We start from the raw sequence: 25404 nt of genomic DNA on the forward strand, positions 1-25404 counted from the left end.
TGCTTACGAGACTAAAGGAGCTATATGTCAAAGTCAGCAAGGCTTAAAAATAAGCTTAAAATAGCTTCGCCTAGTATGTGACTTCTTTTTTTGCTATGCTAAAATTGCATACATATAGCATGAGAATACTAGAAGAAAGAAAAGGGTGTTTCGGTATGAAAACATACATCGTAGTTGGAGCTGGGGTACTTGGAGCTTCTACGGCATATCATTTAGCAAAAGCAGGAGCAGATGTGACATTGATAGATCGCAAGGATGCTGGTCAAGCTACTGATGCAGCAGCAGGAATTGTTTGTCCGTGGCTTTCGCAGCGTCGAAATAAAGCATGGTACCGCTTAGCAAAAGGCGGCGCCAAGTACTATCAAACATTAATTCAGCAATTAGAAGAAGATGGAGAAACGGATACGGGATATAAGCGAGTAGGAGCAATTAGTTTACACACTGATGAACAAAAGCTTAAAAAAATGGAAGAACGAGCATATAAGCGTCGGGAAGAAGCCCCCGAAATAGGCGAGATTACACGTTTATCCGCTAAAGAAACACAGGCTTTGTTTCCGGCTCTTTCGGAAGAATACAGTTCAGTTCATATTAGTGGAGCCGCTCGCGTTAACGGAAGAGCTCTTCGAAACGCACTTGTGAATGCAGCGAAGAAAAACGGTGCAAAAATAATAGAAGGAAACGCAGAACTACTTTATGAAAATAATCAAGTAACGGGCGTTGCCGTAAATGGACAAACCCTTCTAGCAAGTACAACAATCGTGACAGCAGGAGCGTGGGCAAATCAATTACTAGAGCCTCTTGGAGTGAAATTTTTAGCAAGCTTTCAAAAAGCACAAATTGTCCACTTGCATCTTCCTGATTTAGATACAAAAGACTGGCCCGTTGTAATGCCTCCAAGCGACCAATATATTCTTTCGTTTGAACAAGGTCAAATTGTCATAGGAGCAACACATGAAAACGACACGGGTTATGACTTGAGAGTAACGGCTGGGGGGCTTCATGAAATTTTTTCAAAGGCCTTATTAATTGCTCCTGGCTTAACAGAAAGCACAGTCTTAGAAACAAGGGTAGGGTTTCGACCATTTACTCCAGGCTTCTTGCCAGTCATTGGGGCTCTTCCAGCTTACGAAGGAATACTAGTAGCGAATGGTCTCGGAGCTTCAGGCTTAACGTCGGGTCCTTATCTTGGTTCAGAGCTTGCTAAATTAGCACTTGAAATGGAAATGGAAATTGATCTTAGCGATTATGATGTAAGAGGAGCTATTGAGTCCTAAGCAAATAGAATGAATGAAAACAAATAGAAGTTCGCAAACTATAACTACTATATGATGAAAGGAAGTAGATTGTTTGCGAAAGGTTATGATAAGTGCAGCAGCAGCTTTTTTATTTATGAGCGGGACGCCTGTATTAGCGGAAAACAATCCTCAGCCAGAAACAAAAGACGTGCAGCTGACGTCTCAGCAAAAGCAGGAATTATCCGTTCTGTACAAAGAAATGTTCGAAAAAAAGAAAGAAATACTTTCAAAATATGTGGAGTACGGCGTGCTAAGCAAAACGGAGAGTCAAAACATTTCTTCACATATGGAAAATCGCTATCAGCATATGGAGCAAAATGGTTTTGTCCCGAAGCGTCACTGTCATAAAATGCATCATTCAAAGTAATTCCTATTCACATAAAAAAGCGCCTATACAGGCGCTTTTTTATGTGAATGAATGGAAAATATCCGCTTCTTTATCTAGTAAATTTTAAACGCCTCATGTAAAATTAAGAGAATGAGAACGAGTAGGAAAGATGCTAGTGAGGGGTAGGTAAATATGAACGATGAACGAAAATAAAAAAATAGTCCGATTACATGCAGAAAATCATTCAGCTGAGAATCTAGGAATCATATTTGCTTACAAACAAAAAGGTGACCATCTTGTTTACAGTATGTATCAAGGAGAAAGCGTTTCTGAGCAAAAAATACCTCTAGAAGAATGGATCTCGTATGAGCATTTTTTCGAAGCGCTAAATAAAAAGAAAAAGCTTATGTACGAGCTTCAAATAAATGATAAACGCTATGTAGTAAACTTAACCCCTTTATCTTACACAGAAAAACCTGAAATTATGGGACATTGCGTGAATATAACTAGTTATCAGGAGAAAAAAGAACAGATTCAGCCTTTTATTTATCATAACGCAGATGCTGTTGCTATCGTTGACTTAGAGGGTAAAACGCTTCAAGTGAACCCTGCGTTTGAGAATACATTCGGCTGGACGTTTGAAGAAATTTATCAAAAGCCTCTTCCGATTATACCTTCGTTTTTAAAGGAGCCCGTGTGCGAACTTCATAAGACTATTCAATCAGGGGAATCGAAAACGGAATTTGAGACGGTCAGACAGCATAAAGACGGGCATTTAATTAATGTAAGCGTCACACTATTTCGCGTTGAAAATATGAATGATTGGCCGTTATGCATTGCGTTTGTCTATCGAGATATAACATCGCGCAAGCAGGATGAGACGGCTTTAAAAGAAAGCGAACAGCGCTACCGAAGTTTGATTGAGTTATCCCCGGAAGCGATTATCGTTCATAGTGAAGGTAAAATTGATTATATCAACCCTGCAGGAGCTAAAGCACTAGGATACAAGAATCCTCAAGATGTATTAGGAGCTTGTGTTTATCAGTTTGTTCATCCTGATTACTATGATGTTGTAAAACAGCGAATTTATCGAATGAAAACAGAAAATAAATCTGTAGATCTGCAGGAAGAAAAGTTTATTCATAAAGACGGTCATACGATTGATGCCGAAACCATTGCCTTTCCTATTCCCTATATGGGAAAGCAGGCCATTCAAGTTTTGTTTCGCGATATTACAGAACGTAAAAAAACTGAAAAATTGCTGCGTGAATCCGCTCAGCTTTCCTTAGTCGGACAGTTAGCAGCGGGTATCGCTCACGAAATCAGAAACCCTCTAACAGCGGTAAAAGGATTTATGCAGTTATTAGAAGAAACGAGCGGTCAGCCTTACTATGTAGAAATGATAAATCATGAGTTAGATAGAATCGAATTGATTGCCGACGAGTTCTTGAGTCTTGCAAAGCCTCAGGCGAAAACCTACAAAGACAAACACGTCCAAGATATCTTAGAGAACACGTTAAAGCTAGCTGAGGTGCAGGGGATTACAGAGAAAATTCACGTAAAAAAAGAGATTGATCTTCATCTTCCTCTCGTATTATGCGAAGAAAACCAGTTAAAACAGGTCTTTAGCAATATATTTAAAAATGCCGTCGAATCCATGCCAAGTGGAGGAACTGTAACGATTCAACTAAAAAGATTTAATCAGGAGAACCTTGTTGTCCGGTTTAGCGACGAGGGGCCAGGCATCACGCAGGAACGAATGCAGCATTTAGGAAAACCTTTTTATAGTACGAAAGAGAAAGGAACGGGGCTTGGACTGATGGTGTGCTATAAGATCATTCGAGAACATGGAGGAGAAATTAACTTTGTAAGTGAACTTGGAAAAGGAACTACCGTAGACATTCTTTTGCCTTTTAAAAAGTAGATTCTACTTTTATAAGCATGAAACCTTTTCTAAAGGGGAATACATGTTAGTGAACGAATAATGAGGTTAAAATAGGAGGGAATACGATGGAACGTATTGAAACGGGAGAGATTTTTACAATTTTAGATGAAAATGATCAAGAGCAAGATATTGAAGTGCTTGGAAAAATGACGATTGAAGGCCACGATTATATTGCCGTTGCGTTTGTGGAAGAAGTTTTAATTGAAACAGAAGAAGAAATTGATGTTTTCTTTTTAAAAATTGAAGATGATGGTGAATGGTCTTCAATTGAAGATGATGATGAGTTTGAAAAAGTATCAGCCGTATTTGAGGAAATGACATCCGCGTAAAAAGAGAGGTTACAACCTCTCTTTTTTTTATTTATAAATAATATAATATTTAGAATTTTTCTAAAAATATCTTGCTGAATTATTTCCCTTCATTTATGATGAATATGTAACATACCAACCGGTTAGTAAGTAAATGAAAGCGAGGGACTACCGTGTATTTTTCTTACTCTGACAAAGTAGTGAAGCTGCAAAAAGAATTGAGCTCTTTTATGGAAGAGCATATTTATCCAAATGAACAGCTATACGAACAACAGCTGAATGAACAGCCATCTAGATGGTCAGCTGTTCCTCCAATCATGGAAGAGTTAAAAGAAAAAGCAAAGCGAGCTGGGCTATGGAACTTATTTTTGCCAGAAAGCGAATACGGAGCAGGTCTAACAAATGTAGAATACGCTCCTCTTTGCGAAATTATGGGCCGTTCTATTATTGGACCAGAAGCTTTTAACTGCGGAGCTCCTGACACTGGCAATATGGAAGTGCTGGTTCGATACGGAACGCCTGAACAGAAAGAAAAATGGCTAAAGCCTCTGTTAAATGGAGACATTCGCTCCTGCTTTTCTATGACAGAACCGGATATAGGTTCTTCTGATGCCACAAACATTCAGTGCAGTATTGTAAGAGAAGGCGATGAATATGTAATCAATGGAAGAAAATGGTGGTCTTCAGGTGCGGGAGATCCTCGCTGCAAAATTGCTATTGTCATGGGAAAAAGCGATTTTAACGCATCTAAATATGAACAGCAGTCTATGATTCTAGTTCCATTAAATACTCCGGGAGTTAAAATTGAACGAATGCTGCCAGTCTTTGGATACGATCACGCTCCTCATGGACATGCTGAAATTCATTATGACAATGTGCGTGTGCCAGCATCCAATATGCTTTTAGGCGAAGGAAAAGGGTTTGCTATTGCTCAAGGTAGATTAGGGCCTGGACGTATTCATCACTGCATGCGTCTAATAGGAGCAGCTGAAAGAGCGCTGGAAGAATTATGTAAGCGCATTCAAAGTCGTTCTACATTTAATAAGTTGCTTTCTCAGCAAGGGGTTATTCAAGAATGGGTGGCAGAATCGCGTATTGAAATTGAGCAAGCTCGCTTATTAACATTAAAAGCTGCTTATATGATGGACACAGTTGGAAATAAAAAAGCGCGGAAAGAAATTGCCATGATTAAAGTAATAGCTCCTGCTATGGCTTTAAAAGTCATTGATCGTGCCATTCAAGCATTTGGAGCAGCAGGTGTTTCAGAAGACACGCCGCTTGCGGCACTTTGGGCAAATGCCCGCACTTTGCGCCTTGCCGATGGTCCAGACGAAGTGCACAAAGCACAGCTTGCAAGACTTGAGCTAAAATCCTATCAAGAACAGGAGGCAACCTATGCACATAAAGGATCTGTTTGATTTAACTGGAAAAACAGCTATTATTACCGGAGGAGGCAGAGGATTAGGAGAGCAAATGGCAGAAGGGCTTGCAGAGGCAGGGGCAAATATTGTTCTATGTTCAAGAAAAAAAGAAGCATGTCAGCAAGTGGCTGATCGATTGGCCACCATGGGCGTAAAAACTCTCGCTTTAGCATGCGATATCAGTCAGCCTGAAGATATTAAAAATGTCGTGCATCAAACGATTGAAACATTTGGACGCATTGATATTTTAATTAACAACAGCGGAGCTACGTGGGGAGCTTCGGCTGAAGAAATGCCTCTTGAAGCATGGCAAAAAGTGATGAATATTAATGTGACGGGCACGTTTTTAATGTCACAAGAAGCTGGAAAAGAAATGATTAAACAAAAAGCTGGTAAGATTATTAACATTGCTTCAATTGCGGGTCTTGGAGGAACGGACCCTCAGTATATGGATACAATCGGGTACAACACGAGTAAAGGAGCGGTCATTACGTTCACGAAAGATTTAGCTGTCAAATGGGGACAGCATAATATTCAAGTTAATGCAATTGCGCCGGGATTTTTTCCTACTAAAATGTCAGGTGCGATTATGGAACAAGGAAAAGATTATTTTCTAAGTCAAACCCCTTTAAAACGCTTTGGCTCCGAAGCTGATTTAAAAGGAGCGGCTGTTTTTCTTGCTTCTGCAGCGTCTAATTATATTACGGGCGATATTCTGACAGTAGACGGTGGAGTTCATGCTATGTGAATAAGAAAGGAGTTACTCAATGGAAGACGTTAAAAAATGGTTTATACCTTATCCAGAAGCCTACACTCATGACATTCACATCGAAGATATTTCACTATTTGATATGCTGAAAGAAACAGCCGAACATTATCCTGCTCACACAGCCACGCGCATGTATCAGCATACGTTAACGTACCAGGAGCTGTACCACTCAGTTCGCGTATTTGCAGGAGCACTGCAGAAAAAAGGGATTAAAAAAGGAGATCGTGTAGCAATTATGCTGCCAAACTGTCCGCAATATATAATAAGCTATTTCGGCATTGTAGCAGCGGGCGGCATTGTTACTCAGGTCAACCCTATGCTTGTCGAACAAGAGCTAGAGCATATTTTAAACGATTCCGGGGCAAAAAAAATAATTCTGCTCGATGATTTTTATACGAGACTTCAAGAGATAAGGAATCGTGTTGAGATAGAAGAAGCGATAACCGTCAGCTTGCAAAAACCTTTTGTTCCTACATCACCAGACCTTTCCTTCCTAGATTTTTTAACCATCAAGCATGAATTTCATCAGCCGGTTATCCATCCAGCACACGATATTGCTGTTCTTCAGTATACGGGAGGAACGACCGGACCATCTAAAGGTGCGATGCTTACACATACAAATATTTACACAAACGCAGTTCAATCATACGAAATATTTAAACATGATATTGAATTAGGAAAAGAAAAATGCTTAACTGTTATTCCATTGTTTCACGTATTTGGCATGACTTCCTGTATGCATTTATCGATTCTTTGCGGAAATGAAATATTGCTATTGCCACGTTTTGATTTGGAAGAAGTACTAAATACAATCAAAAAAGAGCAGCCTAGTATTTTTCCTGGCGTGCCAACTATGTATGTTGCGATTACAAATCATCCGCGGGCAGAAGAATACAACATCGAAAGTATTCGTATCTGCAACAGCGGCAGTGCGCCGATGCCTGTTGAGCTGATGAAAGAGTTCGAACGAAAAACGGGCGCTAAAGTGTTAGAAGGGTACGGCTTATCAGAAGCATCCCCCGTGACGCATTGCAACCTGCCGTTTTGTGAACGAAAGCCAGGCACAGTCGGACTTGGCGTTCCGCAAACTGCTTATAAAATTGTAGACGTGGCTACAGGAACAAAAGAACTGCCAAGAGGAGAGCTTGGAGAAATAGTGATTAAAGGCCCTCAAGTTATGAAGGGCTATTGGAATCAGCCTGAAGAAACAGCTCACGCGCTTAGAAACGGCTGGCTGTACACAGGAGATATTGGACAGATAGACGAAGATGGGTATTTATCCATTGTTGATCGCAAAAAAGATATGATTATTGCGAGTGGTTTTAATGTGTATCCTCGAGATATTGAAGAAGTTTTATATGAGCACAGCCACATTAAAGAAGCCGTTGTCATTGGCGTTCCGCATCCTTACAGAGGAGAAACAATTAAAGCGATTTTAGTAGTGAAAGAAGGAAAATCTCTTTCTGAAGAAGAGCTTACTTCTTATTGTCGACATCATCTTGCAGCTTACAAAATTCCGCGAATCTTTGAGTTTCGCGCTGAGCTTCCTAAGACCAATGTAGGGAAAATTTTACGAAGAGCACTGCGAGAAGAAGTGGTGAAAGAAACGATGTAAAGAAGCTGAACATAAACAAACTTTTTCAAAAGCTCCCTCTAAGCCATGGTATAATTTGTGAAAATGAGAAAAGACAGAGAGGGTTTGACGATGAAAGATTTGATGATGGAACGAAGCATTCAGCTTTTTGCTCAAAAAGGTTTCAAAGAAACGTCTATTCAAGATATTGTAAATGAATTAAACGTCACAAAAGGAACGTTTTATTATTATTTTAAAAGCAAGCAAGAGCTTTTAATGGATATTCACCTTCAATATATTGAAAGATTAATAGAAAACCAAGAGACGATTCTTGCAGATAAGACAATATCTTATCCTGAAAAGCTGCACAGCATTATTTTTAAACTTGTTCATGATATTGAGAAAGAAGGTCTTCGAGCTAAAGTGTTTTTTCGAGAGATGCGTCATTTGAGTGAAGAACACTTACAGCAAATCATTCCAAAGCGCGATCGTTTTAAAGAAAACGTACAGGAAATTATTGAAAAAGGAATGGAAGCAGGGCAGTTCCGTTCAGATTTGCCTTCAGATATCGTGACGCTAGGCATATTAGGAATGACAAATTGGAGCTATTTTTGGTTTCAGCCGGATGGTGAAAAGTCAGATCGAGAAGTTGCGGCTATTTTTTATAAGATGTTAATGAAAGGTATTCAGTCACAGTAGCTGCTAGGCTGGACAGTGCTCGTAAAAGGTGGGAAAGTATAAGCTCTTTCTCTCCTTTTATATTAAAAGGAGGCTATAACATGAATAGTAAAGATATACAGCGTATTGCTGTCATTGGCGCAGGACAAATGGGACATCAAATTGGTATGCTTTGTGCACTTGGAGGATATGAAACAATTATTCAAGATATGAATGAACAATCACTCATAGAGGCAAAAAATAAGCTGGAAGCAATTATAGACAAGTGGGTTCACAAAGGCAAAATTTCCTCTGATGCTAAAGAAGCCGCATTTCAAAGGTTGTCTTTTACAAGCACATTAAAGGAAGCGGTTTCAAGTGCTGATTTTGTGATTGAAGCTGTTGTAGAAAAGTTAGATGTAAAACAAAGCGTCTTTAAAGAAATAGATGAGTACGCACCAAGTCACGCCATTTTAGCATCGAATAGTTCAACAATTGTTAACTCGCTTATTGCAAGTGCAACAAACCGTCCAGAGCAAATCGTTAACATGCATTTCTTTTTTCCTCCTCTTGTAATGGACTGCGTAGAAGTTGTGATGAGTGAAAAGACAAGTGAACAAACAGCTCAAACGACAATGGAAGTTTGCAAGCAAATTAATCGCACAGCAGTCCTTCTGAAAAAAGAAATCTCAGGTTTTATTGCCAATCGAATTTTAGGAGCGCTGCAAAAAGAAGCCGTTTTCCTTTACGAAAATGGATACGCAGATTTTGAAGACATTGATACGATTTGCAAAAAAGCGCTCAATCACCCGATCGGTCCTTTTGAATTGATGGATCTCTCAGGAATTGACGTCGGATATTTTGTGATGCAGCAGCGCTATAGCGAAACAGGGGACCCTGAGGACAAGCCAGCTGCGTGCATAGAAGAAAAAGTTCAAAAAGGCGAGCTTGGACGCAAAACAGGAAAAGGTTTTTACACATACCACACACAGGGAGTGAAGCAATGATGAAAAAATTTGTACGTATTGAAAAAGAAGAGAAAACAGCTATTGTAACCATTGATAATCCGCCTTTAAATGTAATGAGCCAGGCTGTTGTGCAGCAGCTTGAAGAAACGTATGAAGAGCTTAGTAAAGATCCTGATGTCATTACAATCATTTTAACGGGAGCGGGCGACCGGGCGTTTATGGCTGGAGCTGATATTAAAGAATTTCCACAGCTAATGGGACAAAGCGGTATTAAAGAAGAGTTTATGAAAACCCATCGTGTTTTGCAAAAACTTGAAAACATTGAAAAACCAACAATTGTCGTGTTAAACGGTTTAACGTTTGGGGGAGGGTGCGAACTTTCACTAACCGCTGATATACGCATTGCTGAAGAACATGCTCAAATCGGTCTTCCGGAAGTGAAGCTCGGATTGTTTCCCGGAGGCGGCGGAACTCAGCGTCTTCCGCGCGTAATCGGCGCATCTAAAGCTAAAGAATGGATGTTTGCCGGCAGTCCTGTTTCGGCGGAAGAAGCACTTCATGCAGGCTTTGCCAATCATGTAACGCCTAAAGGAAAAGGGCTCGAAAAAGCAAAAGAGCTGGCTAAGAAATTTAACCGTCACTCTCTTCCGTCACTTTCTCGAATTAAGGCAGCGGTAAACGAAGGAATGAATCGTACACTATCTGAAGGTCTTGAACTTGAGGCAGAGCTGTTTGAAGAAGTCTTTCAAACAGAAGATATTAAAGAAGGAGTATCAGCATTTATTGAAAAGCGTCCCGCTGTTTTTTCACATAAGTAAAGGAGGAGAAAACCATGTATGAAACACAGGTCAAAGTGCGTTTTTGCGAAACAGACGCACTCGGTCACATTAACAATACAAGCTATTTCATTTATTTAGAAGAGGCACGCATTGCTTTTTTTGAAGAAATGGGAGCATCCATGCATACAGAAAAGTGGGAGTATATTTTAGCGTCTACTAAATGTGATTTTGTTGCGCAAGGATATTTTAATCAAGTGTTAACGATTAAAACCTTTGTATCTAATGTCGGCAATAAAAGCTTTACAATTGGCCATGAAATTACCGACAGCAAGACGGGATCGCTGATTGCTAAAGGAGAAGCTGTCATCGTGTACTTTGATTTTGATGCACAAAAAAGCATTGCTATTCCAGCGGACATTAAGCAGTTTTTGATGAATTATAAAGTAGCTGTTTAACTATAAAAAAGCAGGTGGTAAAAGAATGTCACAAATCATTCCTGTACGAAAAGGAGAGGAATTAAACACGGAAAAACTGCATCAGTTTCTCCGTGTTTCGATTCTTGATTTACCTAAAGAGCCTCTTTTAATCAAGCAATTTGGATCGGGTGCGTCCAATTTAACCTACGCTCTTTCAGTCGGAGAGTGGGAGGCGGTGTTGAGACGCCCGCCATTTGGGCCAGTTGCGCCAAAAGCGCATGACATGGAAAGAGAATACAAGATTTTATCTGTTTTATCGAAATCTTTCCCTCTCGCTCCTAGGCCGTATGTGTTTTGTGAAGATGAAACGGTGGTCGGGAAACCCTTTTTTTTAATGGAGCGAAAGCACGGTGTTCTCATCGACACAGCGTTTCCAGAAGACGTGAAAGGAACTAGCGAACTTTGCCGTCGTATTTCAGAACAAATGGTGGATGTCCTTGTTCAGCTTCATGACGTTCCTTATAAAGGTACGCTCCTTGAAGAAATCAGCAAGCCTGAAGGTTTTTTAGAACGTCAAGTACACGGCTGGATTCATCGTTATGAAAAATCAAAAACAAGTGACATACCGGAAGTAGAAGCACTAAAGAAATGGTTGACCACACACATCCCCACTTCACAGCATCCAACCATTATTCACTATGATTATAAGCTTAACAATACGTTATTTTCACCGGATGGAAATAAAATTGTAGGATTATTTGACTGGGAAATGACAACCGTTGGAGACCCGCTTGCTGATTTGGGAGTGGCGATGAGCTATTGGATGGAAGACAGCGACCCTGAACTTTTAAAAAGAGGATTGGGGAACCCACCTGTTACTGTGCAAAAAAGCTTTTATTCCCGTCGAGATTTTGTGGAAGCGTATGCTAAAAAAAGCGGACGAGATGTGTCACACATTGACTTTTACCTGAAGTTTGCGTACTTCAAACTTGCTGTCATTTGTCAGCAAATTTATTACCGTTATAAAAAAGGCCAAACAAATGACAAACGGTTTTCACAATTTGGAGAGTATGTAAAAACGCTGATTATTCATGCTCTGCATACAGAACGCGGGCATATATGAAAAGAAAAGTTCACGTAATACTCAAAAAAGAAGAGCTTCTTGCCAAAAAACTAGAAGGAAAAACGGTCGTTATATTTGACATCTTATTGGCTACTTCAACAATTGCGGCTGCTTTACAACAAGGAGCAATAGAGGTTATTCCCGTAAAAAACGAAGAAGAAGCGCGCAATAAAGCAAAAACGTATAATCCTGACGAAATTGCGCTTGTAGGCGAATATAGAGGGAAAACGATTGAAGGGTTTTTTGATCCAAGCCCCAGCACGATAAAGCAGCATGTTCAAGATAAAACGGTTATTTTGTCCACCACTAATGGAACGGTGGCCATTCATAACGCTGAAAAAGCAAAACATGTCTATGCAGCTTCACTGTTAAACGGAGAAGCGGTTGCCAGTGCTGTTTGTCAACCAAGTCAAGATGAAACTGTTTTATTGGTTTGTTCAGGTTCATCCAATCGCTTCTGTCTAGAAGATTTATATGGAGCGGGGTACTTTATAAGCTGTCTTCTGCAACTAAAAACATTTTATTTAACGGATGCTGCAAAAGCCGCACTGCTTTTGTATAAGGCTTATGAGCATTCATCTCTTGAAATATTGAAACACTCAGCCGTAGGAGAAATGCTCACTCAGTATGGCTTTCTAGACGAAATTGGCTTTGTAAGCCGGAAAAACGTCTATTCTGTAGTTCCTAAGGTAGTGAAGAAAAAGCTAGTAAACGGGGAGGAAATGATATGTCTGAAATGAAAACCGAAGCAAAAGGCGGATCATTTTTACTTAAAAAAACATCTGCGCAGCACGTCTATACACCTGAAGACTTAACGGATGAGCATCGTATGATCGCTCAGACAGCAAAGCAGTTTATTGAAAAAGAAGTCGACCCTTACCACAGTGACATTGAGCAGCAAGATTTTGATAAAGTAGTAGAATTGATGCACAAAGCAGGCGAACTCGGACTTCTTGCTCACAGTATTCCAGAAGCATATGGAGGACTAGGTCTTGATAAAGTAAGCAAAGGACTCGTCGGTGAAATCATCGGCCGGACAAGCGGATATGGAGTCGCTCATTCTAATCATACATGCATTGCGACACTTCCTATTACGTATTTTGGTACCAAAAAGCAAAAAGAAAAATACTTGCCCAAATTGGCAAGCGGTGAATATATTGGCGCTTACTGTTTGACAGAGCCAGAAGCTGGTTCTGATGCTCTTGCAGCCCAAACAAAAGCCGTATTAAATCCTGAAAAAACGCATTATGTATTAAATGGAACGAAGCAGTACATTACCAATGCTGCCTTTTCAGATACGTTCATCACATATGCAAAAGTAGACGGAGAACATTTTACTGCTTTTATTGTAGAAAAAGATTTTGAAGGACTGTCTCTCGGCCCAGAAGAAAAGAAAATGGGAATCAAAGGGTCGTCTACTCGTCCAGTTATTTACGAAGATTGTTTAGTACCTGTAGAAAACGTACTTGGACAAGTAGGAAAAGGTCACTTGATTGCGTTGAACGTCTTAAACCTTGGACGTTTTAACTTAGGTTCTGCATGTATGGGCGCAGCAAAATATGCGTTTGAACTTGCTTTAGGTTATACAAAAGAACGCAAGCAGTTTAAAACAGCTATTGCGGAATTTAACGCTTCAAAAGAAAAAATAGCAAAAATGGCGGCTCGTATTTTTGCATCTGAATCTATCCAGTACCGTACAGCTGGTTTACTAGAAGAGGCGCTTGGTGGACTATATGAAAGTGAAAATCATAAGTTAGTAGCTAAACAGCTGGCTGAATTTGCAATGGAATGTTCAGTGTGTAAAGTGTATGGATCGGAAACTCTTGATTTAATTGCCGATGAATCGCTGCAGCTTCATGGCGGAGCAGGATTTATTCAAGAATATAAAATTGAACAAGTATACCGTGACTCACGCATCAATCGTATTTTTGAAGGTACAAATGAAATCAACCGCCTTTTGCTTCCAACTCAGCTTCTAAAAAAAGCAGGCAAAGGAGAAATAGAGCTGAACAAACGAGTAGAACATGCCGTTAGTGAATTGATGAGCGGTCAGTGGGAAATATCTTCAAATGAACTTCTAGCACGAGAAAAGCAGGCTGTTATTACAACAAGGCATTTATTTCTTGCATTGCTAGGAACAGCATTCCAAACGTTTCAGACAAATCTAGCGCAAGAACAAGAAACGCTGATGAAATTAGCAGAAATTGCTATTGGGCTATTCGCTATGGAGTCATCTGTGCTGCGCGTGGAAAAAGCTGTAACCAGAAATGGAGAAGAAAAAGAAACGTTAAAAAGCAAGCTCACAGCAACAGTTGTTAGTGAAACGCTCTTTGAAATTGAAAAGCAGGCTCGACAATTAATAAACGGGATGTTAACGGATGAAAAACACCGACAGTACCGCACAATTCTTGGAAAATGGATGAATGATTTGCAAAGTGAAGGAGAGTTCATGCGCAATCGAGACATCGCCCGTGAATTTATCGACAGCGGACGATATGTTGTATAAGGAGGGATATTATGCTGCGTTTTGAAGGGCAAATAGCTGTTATTACAGGAGCTGGAAGCGGCATTGGAGAAGCGACCGCTCAAAGAATGGCGAAAGAAGGCGCTCGCGTCATTCTTGTCGGGCGAACGAAAGAAAAACTAATACAGGCTGCATCCGCTATTGACACACGGTGTGAACGAAAATGTACAGATATTTTCCCAGCTGACGTAACGAAAGAAGAAGACGTCAAAGAGCTTGCTGAGTTTATAAAAGAAAAGTACGGACAAATTCATTTATTAATTAATAACGCAGGCGGATCTGTTAATTCCACAATCAAAGAAACAACGCTTGAACAGTGGAAACAGGTGCAGGACGTCAATTTAACAAGCGTATTTCTTGTAACAAAACATTTGATTCCTTTTTTAACTGAAGAAATAGCAGAAAATCGCTCTATTGTTAACATCGCTTCTCTTTCAGGACATAAAGCAGGTGCGCAAATTCCCCACTATAGCGCTGCTAAAGCTGCTTTAATCAACTTTACAAAAGCAATGGCATTTGAATTAGCACCTCACGGAATCAGAGTAAACTCTGTGTCTCCTGGATTCGTAGAAACACCTTTAACACAGCCTGGACTTGAAAATGAGCGCTTCACTAAGGCAATCGAAAAAAATACGGCTTTAAAACGTGTAGGTAAACCAGATGAAATTGCAAATGTTATTGCTTTTGTAGCGTCTAAAGAGGCATCGTATATGACGGGAAGTGATTTATTAGTAGACGGCGGGTGGCTTATCGTTTAATACAAAGCAAAGAGGAGGAAGTCGAAATTATGAGTGATTTAGTAGTAGAAAAGCAGGGGACTATTTTATCTTTAACGTTAAATCGACCGGATCGTTTAAATGCATTCAGTGAGGAAATGATTGAAAAGTTAACAGCTGAAATAAAACAGGCACAAAGCGATGAGTCTATTAAAGTGGTTATATTAAATGGAGCGGGGCGCTCGTTTTCTGCCGGAGGCGATGTGAAAACGATGGGCCAAGCATCGGGAGCTGATGTTTATGAACATATCGGCCGTTTAAATGAATGTATTTTAGCGATGCAAAATCTAGAGAAGCCAATTATTTCAGCAGTTCATGGGTTTGCAGCAGGAGCTGCTTTTAATTTAGCTCTCGCTTCTGACTTTATCATCGCATCACAAGAAAGCCGATTTGTATTAAGCTTTTCTCAAGTGGGATTGATTTCAGATGGAGGAGGTCTTTACTTTCTCACAAAGGTCGTTGGCCCCCACAAAGCTAAAGAACTGCTATTTTTAGCAGAGCCTCTGGATGCCGATACGGCTTACAAAGCCGGTTTTTTGAACCGTGTAGTGCCGTTAGATCAGTTGAAAGATGAGGTTACGTCTTTTGCAAGCCGTTTATCACAAGGGCCAACGAAAGCGTACGGAAAAATGAAAAAAATCGTCAACGATTCATTCCATTTAACGCTAGAACAAGTGCTTGAACAAGAAAGGCTAACGCAAGTTCTTATGGTAGAAACGAGGGATCATCAAGAAGGAATATCTGCATTTAAAGAAAAAAGAAAGCCACTATTTCAAGGGAAATAAGAGGGGGATATAAAAGATGAAAGCTATTCAATTCACGCAGTATGGAGGGCCTGATGTTCTGCAAGTTATCGATATTGCACGCCCTGTACCTAAAAAGAAAGATGTGCTCATTAAAGTTGCGGCAATTGGCGTTAATTATGCCGACGCTGCGCGGCGCGAAGGAGCATATGTAGTCGAAACGCCGCTGCCTTTTATTCCAGGCTCTGAAGTAGCAGGCGAAGTGGTTGAAGTAGGCGAGGATGTACAAGGGATAAAAGTAGGTACAAAAGTCGTGACACTGCTGGGATCTAATCGAGCAACAGGATACGCTGAGTACACGCTGGCAGATTCAAGAGGCCTTATTCCGTTGCCGGAGAATGTGGATTTAACACAGGCCGTTGCTTTGCCTCTTCAAGGACTAACGGCTTATCATATTTTAAAAACAATGGGTCGCCTTGAAAAAGGAGAAATCGTCATCGTTCATGCAGCAGCAGGCGGCGTCGGAACCTTAGCTGTTCAGCTTGCGAAAATTTTTGGAGCTGGAAAAGTTATTGCTACAGCGAGCTCTAAAGAAAAGCTTGAGCTTGCAAAAAATCTTGGAGCCGACGAAGTGATTAACTATACAGAAACAGGCTGGGAAAAACGGATTTTAGAAGTAACAGAAGGAAAAGGAGCCGATATTATTTTAGAAATGGTAGGAGGGCATATATTCTATGAATCTCTTCAATGTCTTGCACCATTTGGACGCCTCGTTTTTTACGGAATGGCTAGCGGAAAATCTGTAAAGTTTAACCCTGCTCGCCTGATGGAAAAAAATCAGTCGGTTCTCGGCTTTTTCTTACCTCAAATGATGGCAAAACCAGCACTTTATCAGCAAAGCCTGCATGAGCTATTAAACTACGTGAATTCCGGTCAGTTAAAATTAATGCTGGGCGGTACATTTTCACTTGAAGAAGCAGCAGATGTACATCGTCTGCTTCAAGGAAGAAAAACGACCGGAAAATTAGTGTTAGTTCCTTAACAAAACAGCTTCCGTCTCTAATAGGGATGGAAGCTGTTTTAGTTTAAAAAATTGGCTTTCGCCTGCCAAATTTTTAAAAACCGCTTAATAATTTGGCATAAAAATCAGTACTTTTTACTAATTTCTTCTATATTTTAACACTGGCATGGAAGTTGCATAATAAGTGTTTGAACATATAAAGGAGGAATTGAATATGGTGAGAAATGGAACGGACCGCGTGAAGCGGGGAATGGCAGAAATGCAAAAAGGCGGCGTTATCATGGACGTGATCAATGCAGAACAGGCAAAAATTGCAGAGGTAGCAGGCGCTGTTGCTGTTATGGCGTTAGAGCGTGTTCCAGCTGATATTCGTGCAGCAGGCGGCGTGTCTCGTATGGCAGACCCAACAATTGTTGAAGAAGTGATGAACGCTGTATCCATTCCAGTTATGGCAAAAGCCCGAATCGGCCATATTGTTGAAGCACGCGTGCTAGAAGCGATGGGTGTAGACTACATTGATGAAAGTGAAGTACTTACTCCAGCTGATGAGGAATATCACCTTAACAAAAGTACATTTACGGTTCCATTTGTATGCGGATGCCGTGATTTAGGGGAAGCAGCAAGACGAATTGGTGAAGGTGCTTCGATGCTTCGTACAAAAGGCGAACCAGGAACAGGAAATATCGTGGAAGCAGTGCGTCATATGCGCCAAGTCAACGCTCAAGTACGTAAAGTGGTAGGCATGGATGAAGACGAGTTAATGACAGAAGCCAAACTATTAGGTGCCCCCTATGAGCTATTACTGCAAATTAAACGTGAAGGCCGCTTACCGGTTGTAAACTTTGCAGCAGGCGGCGTAGCAACACCCGCGGACGCAGCGTTAATGATGCAGCTTGGAGCAGACGGCGTGTTCGTTGGATCAGGAATCTTTAAATCCGACAACCCTGAAAAATTTGCTCGAGCAATCGTTGAGGCAACAACGCATTATCAAGATTATGAACTCATTGCAAGCTTGTCAAAAGGGCTAGGAAGTGCAATGAAAGGAATTGAAATTTCATCATTATTACCAGAAAATCGTATGCAAGAACGCGGCTGGTAATAAGTAATAACTTTTAAACTTAGTTAGGAGAATGATCATGGGGAAATATACAATAGTCGATAAAGAAACGTGTATTGCGTGCGGCGCATGCGGAGCTGCGGCACCTGATATTTATGATTATGATGATGAAGGAATTGCGTTCGTTATCCTTGATGATAATCAAGGCACTGTTGAAGTGCCCCAAGAGTTAGAAGACGATTTAATAGATGCGTTTGAAGGCTGTCCAACAGAGTCCATCCGTATAGCAGATGAAAAGTTTGATGGAGATTCGAATAAATTTCAATAAAGCCGAATAAATAAAAAAATAGAAAGTTTTTTTAAAAGAAAAGAAGGATTTTGTCTAGAAAAGGCGAAATGTTAGTTGTGTAAGAACATATCTTTTTAAAAATGAAAGCACTTACATAACTAAAAGCATATGAGTTAGTCTCATTTGACCTTTCAGAATTATTAGTGTAAATGTGCAGAGTAATTAAATAGTTTTTAAAAGGAGATTAAGGGGCATGCAAATACTGAATACAGTCATTGTGACAGGATATGCAAAAGCTCCACAGGGAACTTCCATGTATGAAATGTATAAGCATGCGGGAATTGTACTAGAAGTGGATCTGACAGAGCATAAAATTGTAAATGCTGAGTTTACGTTTATTACGGAGCTGACGCAAAATTTTTTCCGGAAGCTGCTTATTGGTTACTGCCTTGCAGATGGAATTGAACCTCTTATTGAACGTATTCAAAATTATTATTTTGCTCCATCTCAACAGGCGATTATCGTAGCGCTTCAGGCTGCAATCCAACGTTACTGGGATAATGTGAATCAAAAAATTACATAGCGTTTGGTTAGAATAAAGTGAGAAGACAACCTCTTTTCATGGTCTTATTAAAACCAAGCAGACACACACGCTTTACAAAGAATGGGGGACGTTCCTGTTTCTTTGGGGAGTCATTGTGTCCTGCTTGGTTTTTTTCGTGTAAAGCGCTGTGAAATATAAAAAGAAAAGGAGGAAACAAAATGAACAAAATCATCACGCGCGAAGAAGCAGTAGGAAAAATAACTGATGGCGCACGCATTATGGTAGGTGGATTTGGTCTTGTAGGAAGCCCGCTTAGTCTAATTGAGGCGATTGCCAAATCAAACCTTAAAGATTTAGAGATTATTAGTAATAACCTCGGTGAACCTGGAAAAGGATTGGGTATATTGGTTCAAAGAAAACAAGTAAAAAAAGCTATAGGTTCGTATTTCACTTCCAATCCTGAAGTTGTGCATGCCTATCAACAACAAGAACTTCAAGTGGAGCTTATCCCGCAAGGAACAATGTCCGAGGCTATTAGAGCAGGAGGTGCGGGCATTGGAGGATTTTACACGCCTGTGAGCGTAGGGACTCAGCTCGCTGAAGGAAAAGAAGAACGAGTATTAAAAGGAAAGAAATATGTTTTGCAAGAATCGCTGCACGCAGATGTAGCGCTTATAAAAGCTAAAAAAGCAGACCGACTCGGAAATCTTATTTACAGCAAATCAGCAAGAAACTTTAATCCAATGATGGCAACGGCCGCTGATATCGTGATTGCTGAAGTAGAAGAAGTGGTTGAAGTTGGACAAATTTCTCCTGAAGAAATTATCACTCCTCATTTATACGTTACTTATATCGTAGTGAAAGGAGAAAAATAAGATGAACGTCAAACAATATATTGCTGGGCGCGCTGCAAAAGAGCTTTGTCAAGGAGATGTAGTGAACTTAGGGATAGGGATTCCTACTTTGGTTGCTAATTATATTTCACCCGATGTTCACGTGTTTTTACATTCAGAAAACGGAATTCTCGGCGTTGGCCCTACTCCTGAAGAAACCTATATAGATCCAGAGCTTGTGAATGCTGGGAAGCTTCCCGTCACGGTCTTGGAAGGTGCCTCATTTTTTAACAGCGCTGATTCTTTTGCGATGATACGCGGAGGTCATGTGAATGTATCCATTCTTGGAGTGCTTCAAGTAGATGAAGCAGGGCGAATTGCGAACTGGGCTGTCCCTGGGAAAAGTGTTCTTGGCGTAGGAGGAGCAATGGATTTATTAGAAGGATCGAAAAAAGTGATTGTGACGACTCTTCATACGAATAGTCAAGGAGAGTCAAAGCTAGTTAGGAATTTAACCTATCCGCTTACTTCAGAGCGACGAGTCGATATGATTATTACGGAATTAGCTGTCTTTTCGGTAACCCATCTTGGTCTTGAACTTCTTGAAACAGCTCCGGGTGTTTCTTTAGAGGAAGTAAAACAAAAAACAGAGGCTTCTTTTCATGTTTCTAAATTATTTAATAAAAACAATGAGGTGACGGCATAATGGCAGTGATTGTAAATGCATTTCGAACCCCTATTGGAAAGTTTGGCGGTTCGCTTGCAGATACGCTTCCAGAAGAACTAGTCTCTCTTGTGATGAAAAACAATTTGTCTTCAGCGGGATATACTTCAGAGATTGTTGATGAAATCATTGTCGGACAGACGAAACAAAGCGCTCATGCTCCTAATATAGCGAGAGTAGCCGGGCTGAGAGCTCAATTCTCTGAACGTATTCCAGCTTATACCGTGCACCGCCAGTGCGGTTCAGGCATGCAGGCTGTAATGAATGGAGCTATGTCCATTTTATCAGGTCAAGCCGAAGTGGTATTAGCCGGAGGAGCGGAAAGCATGTCTCAAGCACCGCACTATACGGTAGGCACTCGTTTTGGTTTTCACGTTGGTGATTTAACACTCTATGACTCTAATACAGAAAGTCAGCCAAAATCACAGCCTGAAACGCTATACGGAACGTTTACAATGGGACAGACGGCGGAGTGGCTTGCTGAAAAGTATAGCATTAGCCGTACGGAGCAGGACGAGTTTGCTTTTTATAGTCAGGAAAAAGCTAGGCGGGCTATAGAACTTGATTTGTTCGAAGAAGAAATTATACCGGTTCCTGTAAAAGAAGGAATGAGGCATTTTGCAACAGATGAATTTCCTCGTCTTACTAGCAAAGAAAAGCTTGGTACGCTTAAGCCCGTTTTTCAAAGAAATGGAACGGTGACAGCTGGAAATTCATCCGGCAGAAACGATGGCGCTTCAATGATGCTGTTGATGTCGGAAGAAAAAGCTGAGCAGCTTGGATTAACGCCTATGGCAAAGATTGTGTCGTTTGCCGCAGCCGGCGTCTCTCCAAAGGAAATGGGAATTGGCCCCGTTTCTGCTTCGCAAATTGCTTTAAATAAAGCTGGTTTAAGCTTAGGTGATATGGACTTGATTGAATTAAACGAAGCATTTGCCGCTCAAAGTATTGCTTGCTTAAGAGAATGGGACATCACATCAGAAAAAGTGAATGTAAACGGAGGAGCGATTGCTCTTGGACACCCTTTAGGCTGCTCCGGGGCAAGAATCATCACAACTCTGTGTCATGAACTCCACAAGCAAAAAAGACGATACGGCCTGGCTACTATTTGCGTTGCAGGAGGATTAGGAATGGCGATGGTGGTGGAAAGATGGACGAAATAAAAAGAGATTATGTTTTTCATAGAGATTTAACAAAAAAGTATCCAATGATTACGCATGGTGAAGGAAGCTACTTAATAGATGAACAAGGAAAAAAGTATTTAGACGGCTGCTCCGGCGCCGTGGCGGCAAACTTAGGGCACGGCATTGCGCAAATAGCCGAGGCGATGGCGGAGCAGGCAAAAAAAGCGGCGTTTGTTCATACATTACGTTTTGAAACGGATGTTTTGCATAAACTTGCAGGCAAAATTGGAGAAATGGCGCCGCTTCATTTAAACAAAGTCTATTTTACATCAGGAGGATCAGAAGCAAATGAAAGTGCATTAAAATTAGCAAGGCAATATCACAGGGATGCCGGAAAGATGCAAAAACACATCGTAATCGGAAGGTGGCAGTCTTACCATGGAAACACGATAGGGGCACTATCAGCTGGAGGAGACGTAAAAAGACGATATCCTTATACACCTAATCTTTTACATTTTGCGCACGTCTATTCGCCGTATTGTCATCGCTGTCCGTATAATCGCAATCAAGAAGACTGCGTGGCAAATCAAAACTGGAGCTGCATCACCGATATTGAACGCACCATTTTAGAGCTTGGTCCAGAAAATATTTCAGCTTTTATCGCAGAGCCCATCGTAGGAAGTCAGCAAGGAGCTGTTGTACCTCCGCTTGACTATTTCAAAAAAGTACGTGAGCTCTGCAGCCGTTATGACATTCTTTTGATTGTTGATGAAGTGATGACAGGCTTTGGGAGAACGGGAACTGATTTTGCAGTGGAACAATTCGGAATCGAACCGGATATTCTAACGTTTGGTAAAGGAGTTTCAGCAGGGTACGCTCCTTTAGGAGGAATGGTTGTCCATGACCGTCTGATTCAAGGACTGTTAGAAAATAGCGGCGGAAAATTCCTTCACGGCTATACGTACAGTGGACATCCTGTTTCGATAGCGGCAGGACTTGCTGCTTTGGACATGTATGAAGAAGTAAATATCCTTCAAAATGTAGAAACTCAAGGTGCGTATTTAATGGAATGTTTAGTAGCGCTGCAGCGCAAGCATCCGTATATTTCAGATATTCGCGGCCGCGGACTTTTAATTGGATTAGAACTAATGAAAGACGCCAATCAACAGATATTTTTCGAGCCAGGTGAAGCAGCCAGCGAAAAGCTCAATGAAATTTGTATGGAGCTTGGAGGCGTATTTTATCCAGGGTCCGGATCTATAGATGGACATAAAGGAGAACATATCATTATTAGTCCTCCTTTAAATATAACGAAATCAGAAGTTGATGAAATAGTGAGATTGCTAGATCATGCGTTTTCTATTTTTCATCAGCACATAAGAAAGGATGAGTCATATGAAAGTGCAAAATAAAACAGAAGAGCTTCAAATCAAAGGCAAAAAACATTTATCACCCGTGATGACAAGAGTAACAGAGCTTGTTATTGAAAAAGCGCACGGTGCGAAATTTTGGACAGCTGATGGCACGGAATATATTGATTTTGTATCAGGAGTAGCTGTCAATGCAGTAGGTCATACACATGAAAAGATGGTAGAAGCAATTAAAAAACAAGCAGATCAGCTGCTTCACCTCGGTTTAAATTACGGATACTACGAAACAGCTGTGAATTTGGCAGAAAAACTTGCGCAAATTACGCCAGGAAACTTAGATACGGTTTTCTTTTCAAACTCAGGCGCAGAAGCTATTGATGGAGCGCTTAAGTTAGCAAAAGCGGCCACTGGCAGACCAGGGATTATCGCTTTTGAAGGTTCTTTTCATGGCCGTACACTCGGAGCTACAGCTATTACGGCTTCAAGCTCCAAGTACCGAAGCTACTACGAGCCGATTTTGGGAGAAGTGTATCACGCGCCTTATCCGTATCCAAGTCAGCTTCCTAATATTGACGAGGAAGAAGCGGAAGCATATTGCTTAAATCAACTGCAAAAGCTGTTTGAACTGCGAGTGGATCCTTCACGCGTAGCGGCGATTGTTATTGAGCCAGTCATGGGCGAAGGAGGCTATTACCCTGCTCCTTCTAGCTTTTTACGCGCACTGAGAGACATAGCGAATGATTATGGCATTCTGCTTATCTTTGATGAAGTGCAAACGGGATTCGGGCGCACTGGAAAAATGTTTGCCGCGGAACATGCTGGAGTCACACCAGATATTTTAGTTTTAGCAAAAGCTCTTTCCGGTGGTATGCCACTAGGAGCGATTGTAGCAAGCCGAGAACTGCATGAGAAATGGCCAACAGCCGGACATGGTTCTACTTTTGGTGGAAATCCAGTATCGTGCGCAGCTGCTTTAGCTAACATTTCAATCATTGAAGAAGAAAAGCTTGTAGAGCGCAGTGAAAAAGTAGGTGCCGATATTGTGAAACGTCTTCAGCATTCTATCGGACATTTACCGGCTATTAAAGAGGTTAGAGGAATTGGCATGATGATTGGCATTGAATTTCATGTTGAAACAGCAGCTGCTTATGTTCCTGCCATTAAATCAAAAGCGCTGGAAAGAAGACTGCTTATCATGAACTGTGGAGTCAAAGGGCAAACCATTCGCTTAATGCTGCCGCTGAATATTGATAAAGACGTGCTGAATCAAGGGCTGTCTTTATTAGAAGAAGTCATCACAGAAGCAGTTTCAATTAACTAGCTTTTTAAATGAAAAGGAGGGTAACGATATGAGTCAAACTAAAACCGAACTGCTGCAAGGAGATTTATATATTAACGGCGAGTGGGTAAGTGAAGAGGAGCAAACCTATTTTAAAAGTATAAACCCTGCAACACAAGAGCTCGTCGGAATGTGCGCAGCCGCTACGGCTAGTCAAGTCGATGCTGCCGTAAACGCGGCTAGTAAAGCCTACAGCCACTGGAAAAATACATCTATTCCTGAACGTGCAGCATTTTTAACAAAAGCAGCTTTGCTTTTTGAAGACAGAAAAGAAGAGCTAGCTCAAGTGATGACAAAAGAAATGGGAAAACCACTGACAGAATCCATAGGGGAAGTTGGTGTCGTCATTGCAACAGCTCAGTATATGGCGGGAGAAGGAAGACGTTTGTTTGGCGAAATAGTGCCCGCTGGCTTTCCTGACCGAGATATAAAAATGGTGCGCGAACCGCTTGGAGTTGTGGCATGTATTACACCTTGGAACTTTCCTGTTTCTCTCGCTTCTTATAAAATGTTTGCTGCTTTAATTGCTGGCAACACGGTTGTTTGGAAGCCGGCTTCAGAAGTGGCGCTCTCAGCGAAGATTTTTATGGAAGTATTGCACGCTGCGGGGCTTCCAAAAGGAACGATTAACTTGCTTACAGGATCGGGCAGAATCGTTGGACAAAAGCTTGCTACGCACTCTGAAGTGAAAATCATCTCATTTACAGGTTCTACGGAAGTTGGTCAGCAATTAGCAGAAATGAGCAGCAAAACCTTAAAGCGTATTTCTTTAGAGCTAGGAGGAAAAAACGCGGTTATCGTATTAAAAGATGCCAATCTGGATAAAGCAGCAGAGGGAATCGTTAAATCAGCATTCACGACAACGGGTCAGCGCTGTACCGCAGCTAGCAGAGTCATCGTGGAGCGTTCAGTAAAAGAAGAGCTGTTGAAAAAAGTAATAGCTCTTACAGAAGAAATGAAGATTGGAAATGGTCTTGATGAAGGGGTTGCAATAGGACCGCTTGTTAATGAACAGCAGTGCCGTTTAGTAGAAGATTACGTACAAAAAGCGGTAGAAGAAGGTGGGAATATTGCGCTCGGAGGTCGTGCTTTATCAGAGTTAGGAACTTGTTATTACATGCCTACAATCATCGATAACGTCTATTCAAATCACACAATTGCTCAAGAAGAGATTTTTGGTCCCGTGCTTGCTTTTATTGAAGTAGATGGCTACGAAGAAGCAATGAGCGTCAATAATGGAACGGTGTACGGACTTTCCACTTCTATTTATACAAGCAGCTTGCACTATGCCAGCCGAGCTGCCAAAGACGCTGTTAGCGGATTAGTCTATATCAATAACGGAACATCTAATGCTGAAATGGGGGTAGCATTCGGTGGAATGAAAATGTCTGGCAACGGCCACAGGGAAGTTTCTCATCATGCATTTGATGTGATGACAGAATGGAAGTCTGTCTACACCAACTATTAATCTCGCACCT

General features: G+C 41.0%; 26 protein-coding genes. All 26 read left to right on the plus strand.

Going from position 1 to position 25404, the window contains the following annotated elements; all coding sequences use genetic code 11:
- Positions 1-155 precede the first annotated feature (155 nt).
- The 26 genes from LJY09_RS11620 to LJY09_RS11745 all read left to right on the plus strand — a co-directional run bounded on the left by LJY09_RS11620 (position 156) and on the right by LJY09_RS11745 (position 25394).
- Positions 156-1274: an NAD(P)/FAD-dependent oxidoreductase gene (locus tag LJY09_RS11620; protein WP_033578972.1), complete on the plus strand. Its 1119-nt coding sequence runs from the start codon at positions 156-158 to the stop codon at positions 1272-1274.
- A 73-nt stretch (positions 1275-1347) separates the two neighbouring features.
- Positions 1348-1662: a YckD family protein gene (locus LJY09_RS11625; RefSeq protein ID WP_155010163.1), complete on the plus strand. Its 315-nt coding sequence runs from the start codon at positions 1348-1350 to the stop codon at positions 1660-1662.
- A 160-nt stretch (positions 1663-1822) separates the two neighbouring features.
- On the plus strand, positions 1823-3547 hold the full coding sequence (locus LJY09_RS11630) for a PAS domain-containing sensor histidine kinase (RefSeq protein WP_155010162.1): 1725 nt from the start codon (positions 1823-1825) through the stop codon (positions 3545-3547).
- An 86-nt stretch (positions 3548-3633) separates the two neighbouring features.
- Positions 3634-3897, plus strand: a complete 264-nt coding sequence (locus LJY09_RS11635) for a DUF1292 domain-containing protein (protein ID WP_013057050.1) — start codon at positions 3634-3636, stop codon at positions 3895-3897.
- A 152-nt stretch (positions 3898-4049) separates the two neighbouring features.
- Entirely contained in the window at positions 4050-5294 is a 1245-nt protein-coding gene (locus LJY09_RS11640; RefSeq protein WP_028413351.1) for an acyl-CoA dehydrogenase, read from the plus strand.
- The gene (locus LJY09_RS11645) at positions 5272-6045 is read left to right on the plus strand and encodes an SDR family oxidoreductase (RefSeq protein WP_033578975.1); all 774 of its coding nucleotides are present in this window, start codon (positions 5272-5274) and stop codon (positions 6043-6045) included. The genes LJY09_RS11640 and LJY09_RS11645 overlap by 23 nt, the downstream gene beginning before the upstream one ends.
- 19 nt (positions 6046-6064) lie before the next feature.
- Positions 6065-7681: a long-chain-fatty-acid--CoA ligase gene (locus tag LJY09_RS11650; protein WP_155010161.1), complete on the plus strand. Its 1617-nt coding sequence runs from the start codon at positions 6065-6067 to the stop codon at positions 7679-7681.
- A 90-nt stretch (positions 7682-7771) separates the two neighbouring features.
- Positions 7772-8338, plus strand: a complete 567-nt coding sequence (locus LJY09_RS11655; RefSeq protein ID WP_028413348.1) for a TetR/AcrR family transcriptional regulator — start codon at positions 7772-7774, stop codon at positions 8336-8338.
- A gap of 80 nt (positions 8339-8418) precedes the next feature.
- On the plus strand, positions 8419-9303 hold the full coding sequence (locus tag LJY09_RS11660; protein ID WP_033578977.1) for a 3-hydroxyacyl-CoA dehydrogenase family protein: 885 nt from the start codon (positions 8419-8421) through the stop codon (positions 9301-9303).
- Positions 9300-10082, plus strand: coding sequence for an enoyl-CoA hydratase (locus tag LJY09_RS11665; RefSeq protein ID WP_028413346.1), 783 nt, complete (start codon positions 9300-9302; stop codon positions 10080-10082). The genes LJY09_RS11660 and LJY09_RS11665 overlap by 4 nt, the downstream gene beginning before the upstream one ends.
- A 14-nt stretch (positions 10083-10096) precedes the next feature.
- On the plus strand, positions 10097-10498 hold the full coding sequence (locus LJY09_RS11670; protein WP_155010159.1) for an acyl-CoA thioesterase: 402 nt from the start codon (positions 10097-10099) through the stop codon (positions 10496-10498).
- A 25-nt stretch (positions 10499-10523) separates the two neighbouring features.
- A complete protein-coding gene (locus LJY09_RS11675) occupies positions 10524-11582 on the plus strand; it encodes a phosphotransferase family protein (RefSeq protein WP_228307746.1) in 1059 nt (352 codons plus the stop codon).
- Positions 11579-12322: a 2-phosphosulfolactate phosphatase gene (locus LJY09_RS11680; RefSeq protein WP_228307747.1), complete on the plus strand. Its 744-nt coding sequence runs from the start codon at positions 11579-11581 to the stop codon at positions 12320-12322. Before LJY09_RS11675 ends, LJY09_RS11680 begins: the two co-directional genes overlap by 4 nt.
- The gene (locus tag LJY09_RS11685; RefSeq protein WP_228307748.1) at positions 12310-14088 is read left to right on the plus strand and encodes an acyl-CoA dehydrogenase family protein; all 1779 of its coding nucleotides are present in this window, start codon (positions 12310-12312) and stop codon (positions 14086-14088) included. Before LJY09_RS11680 ends, LJY09_RS11685 begins: the two co-directional genes overlap by 13 nt.
- A 14-nt stretch (positions 14089-14102) precedes the next feature.
- Positions 14103-14864, plus strand: a complete 762-nt coding sequence (locus LJY09_RS11690) for an SDR family NAD(P)-dependent oxidoreductase (RefSeq protein ID WP_048021471.1) — start codon at positions 14103-14105, stop codon at positions 14862-14864.
- Between the two features lie 29 nt (positions 14865-14893).
- On the plus strand, positions 14894-15667 hold the full coding sequence (locus LJY09_RS11695; protein ID WP_028413341.1) for an enoyl-CoA hydratase/isomerase family protein: 774 nt from the start codon (positions 14894-14896) through the stop codon (positions 15665-15667).
- Positions 15668-15683: 16 nt separating this feature from the next.
- Positions 15684-16667, plus strand: a complete 984-nt coding sequence (locus LJY09_RS11700; protein WP_028413340.1) for a quinone oxidoreductase family protein — start codon at positions 15684-15686, stop codon at positions 16665-16667.
- A gap of 193 nt (positions 16668-16860) precedes the next feature.
- Positions 16861-17745, plus strand: a complete 885-nt coding sequence (gene pdxS, locus LJY09_RS11705; protein ID WP_028413339.1) for a pyridoxal 5'-phosphate synthase lyase subunit PdxS — start codon at positions 16861-16863, stop codon at positions 17743-17745.
- A 37-nt stretch (positions 17746-17782) separates the two neighbouring features.
- Positions 17783-18031 carry a ferredoxin gene (locus tag LJY09_RS11710; RefSeq protein WP_013057065.1) on the plus strand — a complete coding sequence of 83 codons (249 nt, stop codon included), beginning with the start codon at positions 17783-17785 and terminating at the stop codon, positions 18029-18031.
- 214 nt (positions 18032-18245) lie between these two features.
- A complete protein-coding gene (locus tag LJY09_RS11715; protein WP_013057066.1) occupies positions 18246-18575 on the plus strand; it encodes a DUF3870 domain-containing protein in 330 nt (109 codons plus the stop codon).
- 179 nt (positions 18576-18754) lie between these two features.
- Complete coding sequence (locus LJY09_RS11720) at positions 18755-19411, plus strand: CoA transferase subunit A (RefSeq protein WP_028413338.1); 657 nt, start codon at positions 18755-18757, stop codon at positions 19409-19411.
- Between the two features lies 1 nt (position 19412).
- A complete protein-coding gene (locus tag LJY09_RS11725; protein ID WP_028413337.1) occupies positions 19413-20075 on the plus strand; it encodes a 3-oxoacid CoA-transferase subunit B in 663 nt (220 codons plus the stop codon).
- Positions 20075-21256: a thiolase family protein gene (locus tag LJY09_RS11730; RefSeq protein ID WP_028413336.1), complete on the plus strand. Its 1182-nt coding sequence runs from the start codon at positions 20075-20077 to the stop codon at positions 21254-21256. Before LJY09_RS11725 ends, LJY09_RS11730 begins: the two co-directional genes overlap by 1 nt.
- Complete coding sequence (locus LJY09_RS11735; protein ID WP_098112608.1) at positions 21244-22629, plus strand: aminotransferase family protein; 1386 nt, start codon at positions 21244-21246, stop codon at positions 22627-22629. The genes LJY09_RS11730 and LJY09_RS11735 overlap by 13 nt, the downstream gene beginning before the upstream one ends.
- Complete coding sequence (locus tag LJY09_RS11740; RefSeq protein ID WP_028413334.1) at positions 22613-23908, plus strand: aminotransferase class III-fold pyridoxal phosphate-dependent enzyme; 1296 nt, start codon at positions 22613-22615, stop codon at positions 23906-23908. The genes LJY09_RS11735 and LJY09_RS11740 overlap by 17 nt, the downstream gene beginning before the upstream one ends.
- A 28-nt stretch (positions 23909-23936) precedes the next feature.
- On the plus strand, positions 23937-25394 hold the full coding sequence (locus tag LJY09_RS11745) for an aldehyde dehydrogenase family protein (protein WP_028413333.1): 1458 nt from the start codon (positions 23937-23939) through the stop codon (positions 25392-25394).
- The last annotated feature ends 10 nt before the right edge of the window (positions 25395-25404 follow it).

The sequence above is a fragment of the Priestia sp. J2 genome (assembly GCF_020790095.1).
Taxonomy (GTDB): Bacteria; Bacillota; Bacilli; order Bacillales; family Bacillaceae_H; genus Priestia; species Priestia zanthoxyli.

Bases quoted from the DNA above. Each gene is read 5' to 3' on its own strand.
- LJY09_RS11620 (WP_033578972.1), top strand. From the start codon at position 156: ATGAAAACATACATCGTAGTTGGAGCTGGGGTACTTGGAGCTTCTACG.
- LJY09_RS11630 (WP_155010162.1), top strand. From the start codon at position 1,823: ATGAACGAAAATAAAAAAATAGTCCGATTACATGCAGAAAATCATTCA.
- LJY09_RS11635 (WP_013057050.1), top strand. From the start codon at position 3,634: ATGGAACGTATTGAAACGGGAGAGATTTTTACAATTTTAGATGAAAAT.
- LJY09_RS11645 (WP_033578975.1), top strand. From the start codon at position 5,272: ATGCACATAAAGGATCTGTTTGATTTAACTGGAAAAACAGCTATTATT.
- LJY09_RS11650 (WP_155010161.1), top strand. From the start codon at position 6,065: ATGGAAGACGTTAAAAAATGGTTTATACCTTATCCAGAAGCCTACACT.
- LJY09_RS11655 (WP_028413348.1), top strand. From the start codon at position 7,772: ATGAAAGATTTGATGATGGAACGAAGCATTCAGCTTTTTGCTCAAAAA.
- LJY09_RS11660 (WP_033578977.1), top strand. From the start codon at position 8,419: ATGAATAGTAAAGATATACAGCGTATTGCTGTCATTGGCGCAGGACAA.
- LJY09_RS11665 (WP_028413346.1), top strand. From the start codon at position 9,300: ATGATGAAAAAATTTGTACGTATTGAAAAAGAAGAGAAAACAGCTATT.
- LJY09_RS11670 (WP_155010159.1), top strand. From the start codon at position 10,097: ATGTATGAAACACAGGTCAAAGTGCGTTTTTGCGAAACAGACGCACTC.
- LJY09_RS11675 (WP_228307746.1), top strand. From the start codon at position 10,524: ATGTCACAAATCATTCCTGTACGAAAAGGAGAGGAATTAAACACGGAA.
- LJY09_RS11680 (WP_228307747.1), top strand. From the start codon at position 11,579: ATGAAAAGAAAAGTTCACGTAATACTCAAAAAAGAAGAGCTTCTTGCC.
- LJY09_RS11685 (WP_228307748.1), top strand. From the start codon at position 12,310: ATGTCTGAAATGAAAACCGAAGCAAAAGGCGGATCATTTTTACTTAAA.
- LJY09_RS11695 (WP_028413341.1), top strand. From the start codon at position 14,894: ATGAGTGATTTAGTAGTAGAAAAGCAGGGGACTATTTTATCTTTAACG.
- LJY09_RS11700 (WP_028413340.1), top strand. From the start codon at position 15,684: ATGAAAGCTATTCAATTCACGCAGTATGGAGGGCCTGATGTTCTGCAA.
- pdxS (WP_028413339.1), top strand. From the start codon at position 16,861: ATGGTGAGAAATGGAACGGACCGCGTGAAGCGGGGAATGGCAGAAATG.
- LJY09_RS11710 (WP_013057065.1), top strand. From the start codon at position 17,783: ATGGGGAAATATACAATAGTCGATAAAGAAACGTGTATTGCGTGCGGC.
- LJY09_RS11715 (WP_013057066.1), top strand. From the start codon at position 18,246: ATGCAAATACTGAATACAGTCATTGTGACAGGATATGCAAAAGCTCCA.
- LJY09_RS11720 (WP_028413338.1), top strand. From the start codon at position 18,755: ATGAACAAAATCATCACGCGCGAAGAAGCAGTAGGAAAAATAACTGAT.
- LJY09_RS11725 (WP_028413337.1), top strand. From the start codon at position 19,413: ATGAACGTCAAACAATATATTGCTGGGCGCGCTGCAAAAGAGCTTTGT.
- LJY09_RS11730 (WP_028413336.1), top strand. From the start codon at position 20,075: ATGGCAGTGATTGTAAATGCATTTCGAACCCCTATTGGAAAGTTTGGC.
- LJY09_RS11735 (WP_098112608.1), top strand. From the start codon at position 21,244: ATGGACGAAATAAAAAGAGATTATGTTTTTCATAGAGATTTAACAAAA.
- LJY09_RS11740 (WP_028413334.1), top strand. From the start codon at position 22,613: ATGAAAGTGCAAAATAAAACAGAAGAGCTTCAAATCAAAGGCAAAAAA.
- LJY09_RS11745 (WP_028413333.1), top strand. From the start codon at position 23,937: ATGAGTCAAACTAAAACCGAACTGCTGCAAGGAGATTTATATATTAAC.